Source organism: Armatimonas sp., assembly GCF_964826245.1.
The window spans coordinates 1-3,252 of the sequence record NZ_CBAYMC010000368.1 but is presented as its reverse complement, the minus strand read 5'-3'; the positions used below and the strand labels follow the sequence as shown (position 1 = coordinate 3,252).

3 protein-coding genes and 1 pseudogene are annotated in these 3,252 nt (G+C 60.4%); all 4 read right to left on the bottom strand.

The features are described 5' to 3' along the window. Window positions 1-16: 16 nt before the first annotated feature. A pseudogene (locus tag AC1XOS_RS21545) lies at window positions 17-190 on the bottom strand (nucleoside-diphosphate kinase); the annotation flags it as partial. A 232-nt stretch (window positions 191-422) separates the two neighbouring features. Beyond that, window positions 423-1,892, bottom strand: coding sequence for a hypothetical protein (locus AC1XOS_RS21540; protein WP_481964267.1), 1,470 nt, complete (start codon window positions 1,890-1,892; stop codon window positions 423-425). A gap of 18 nt (window positions 1,893-1,910) precedes the next feature. Continuing rightward, entirely contained in the window at window positions 1,911-2,846 is a 936-nt protein-coding gene (locus AC1XOS_RS21535; protein ID WP_481964266.1) for a cupin, read from the bottom strand. Between the two features lie 148 nt (window positions 2,847-2,994). After that, window positions 2,995-3,252 (bottom strand): hypothetical protein (locus tag AC1XOS_RS21530; protein ID WP_481964265.1); only part of this gene is annotated, 258 nt, incomplete at its 5' end.

Here is a 3,252-nt window from a genome sequence, read left to right as displayed (position 1 = left end):
AGTCTACCAGCTAACCAAAAAAAGGACGCTCGGCATGAACGGCGTAGTGGGCCTCGGCGGTGGCGCGGCTGGGGACGAGCTGCTTGAGCCCGACAAGCTTCAGTCCACGGTTCTCAAAGCGGCCAATGATCTCTCCCACCAGACGGCGCTGGACACCGTCGGGCTTGACCATGATGTAGGTTCGTTCCATCGTATTTATCTATATCCTGACACAGAGTTAGGGCGCACTGCACGCAGTGCGCCCACCAAGGAGCTATTCTACCATCTTCCACTCCGATTGGAAGTCCCCTCGATCAGAACGAGGGGACTAAAGAGCTAAAGCTACGAAGGCCGTTCCGGCCATACAGAATATTTGGGTTTATGGGCGGCACGCCCTTTGTAGCCGTAGGCTCTCTAGTCCCGCCGCTCTAACCGGCGGGACGTTACCGCAACGGGTTCTGAGATTCCAGCTTGCGGAGCGCCTCTAGCTGCTTGAGGCGCGCTTTATCGCCGGACTTGCGCAGGCGCTGCTCCAGAACCACGGACTTGGCGATTCGTATAAACCGAAACCAGCGGGCATCTTCGATGTCTTTGGCATAGCTGCTCTTGCTGGCTCCCTCGATCTGCTGGCGGACTTGGGCAAGCTCCGCAAGCTGGGTGGGACGCTCTTCGAGATAGGCCATTGCCTGCACCACGGCCTCTTTCCACTCATCGGTGGTGGCGCGGCGGTTTCCGAGTGCAGGGAAGCGCTGGTTGAGGTCTTGCCGGGCCGTATTATAGCTCTTCTGGGCCTCAGGCGTGAGCCGAATTCCGGTAGAGCTACTGGGGCGCAGGTCCCGTGCCACGAGCTTGCGGAACTGGTCGTAGGCGACTTTGACCCGATCCTCGCCCTGCGCGGTTGTGCCAAGTTTTTCACTCAGCCCTTCGAGCGCGGCCCGCTGCGACGGTGACGCGGCGTTTTTCAGGTCGTTCCAGGACGTTCCCGTAATCTCTTCATCGCTCTCAATCGGCACAAAGCGGCGCAGAAAGACATCGCTGGTGGCCACGGGGACATCAATAGACTCCTCGTTGATCTGGGTCCAGGCGAAGGCTTCGTCCATGCCCACTTTGCCGTCTTTGTTGTAGTCCGGCTGGACGGACTTACGGCCCAGGCGGTCTTTTCCCGTGAGCGCGGCAAAGAAGTAGCTGGTGAAGTCATGGTACTCTTCCTCCTCGACCTCTGGGGTGCAGCCCGCCGCCTCACGCTCTTTGACGGTGGCGAAGAAGCCGCAAAAGGGCCGATCTACCAGCTCACCGTCGGGCTGGCCACCGGTAAAGAGCAGGTTCCCAAAGGCTCCCGAGAAGCACTGCACCATCACGACGGTCACGGGGCGCTTCTTGGGAAGCTTGGTGAGATGCTCAGAGAGGGCGGTTGTCGTCAGAGCCCCATTGCCCCAGAGATCGTAGCGGTTGTTGTCGTAGGGGTTCTTGCCCTGCGCCGCCTGCCGCCCCGGTGAGCCATGACCGGTGAAGTAGAGCAAGAGCGGGGTCTTGTCGCCTTCGGTGGCAAGCTTGTCAAAGACTCCAGTGATCGTGTCCGCGTTGGTGGAGCCATCGCGACGGGGCACATCGCTGGTTCGGTACTGTAAAAACGGTGCGCCTTTCGCGGGACGCGGCCCATCGCCAAACAACGTCCGGATGCCTTTCTGCGCCTCGGTCTTGGTCGCAAGAAACTGCACGGTCGGGGTATCGGTCAGGCCATCGGCGAAGAGTACCGTGGAGCTGACCTGAATGGGAAGTAGCCCATAGACATAGCGCACATTGCTCTCAATGGCGACCTGGTTGTACTCCGGCGACGGCCCACCACCAAAGATCACACAGCGTAGCGGTGCGGGGGCGAGCAGAAGAGGGGCGAGGAAGATCGGTGCAATCATTGCCTATTTTACCGCGTTTTAGAGAGACGGTATCCGCCCACCGGGCAGTACAAATTTAATGCCTAGCGTTCGTAGATACGTTTGCAACCCCGCGTCCTGCATGGGAAGAAGATGCGCCTCGCGGCCCGACTCGTTGAAGTGAGCGTGCCAGTAGCCGGGCGGGGTGATAAACGAGGCGAACGGCTTCCAGTCCACGCGTACGGGGTCGAGGATCTCACCTTTCTCGTTGATCTTGGTGCCGACTAGGGTGTAGCAGCCAGGGTCGCAGTCCAAGATCAGGTCCAGCGCGACCGACTCGTGGCGGTGCGGGAGCTGGATGGCATTGACGGGAAGCACGCCCAGCATCGCCCAGAGGGTGTGGGTAATGGTGAGGGTCTGATCCATGGCTTTATTGGCGAGCAAGACACTGATGCGGCTCCGGTTGATGGCATCCCCCTCGCTCTTGGCCTGCGCCAGCGCGGCGAGCGAGTCCTCGGCGGTGAAGAGAGTCGGGGCAAAGCGCGGGGTGTCGGCGGTCGCGCCCAGATAGCGCAGCAGGGGCTCGTCGTGGACAAGATAGAGCGCGGCGTCTTGCTCGGCGCTGTGGTGGGTCTCTTTGCCTGTCGGTAGCACCACAAAGTCGCCGGTCTTCCAGGGGATTTCCAGGCCGTCAAAGCGCGTACTGCCCTTGCCGCGCATGACGTAGTAGAGCTGGGAGGTCGCGTTGAAGCGGAGCGTAAGGCTCTCGCCGGGCAGGATATGCACAAAGTTAGCACACAGCGCCGGGCTGGTCGCGGGGCCGTCGCACCGCAGCGCCGCGCTCACATCGAGGGGAATGAGCTGTGTCGGGCCGCTCTCGTGGAGGCTACTGGGAAAGTCGGCGTAGGGAATCTGGGAGATCGTCCCCGACCCAATCGGATCGGCGGCCTTGGTGTACTCGAAGTAGAGACCGTTCTCGGTCAGGCAGGTTGGCATGGTAGGGCTATTTTACCTGTTGCGTCCCCCCGGTTGGAGCGGGGGGACTGGAGAGCGCCGCGCTACGAAGGACGTGCCGTCCATAAAATTCCGAGTTCGGTATGGCCGGAACGGCCTTTGTAGCCGAAGGCTCGTTAGTACCGCCCCTCTAACGGGCGGTAGCTCCAGTCCCCCACTGCACCTTCCAGCCAGCCTCGACGAAAAACTGTTGAAGCGCCTCAAACGACTCTACCCAAGCATCGAATGCATGATGCTCATTGGGGCCGTTCGACCCCTCCCACCACTGAAAAATGTAGTAGCCACCCGTTTCATCGGGGTCGTCATGAACCAGAATCGTCATCTCAGGGATGCCCTCAACCTCAAGTGAATTGAGAACAATACCCTCGACCTCAAAAGGAATGTCAAT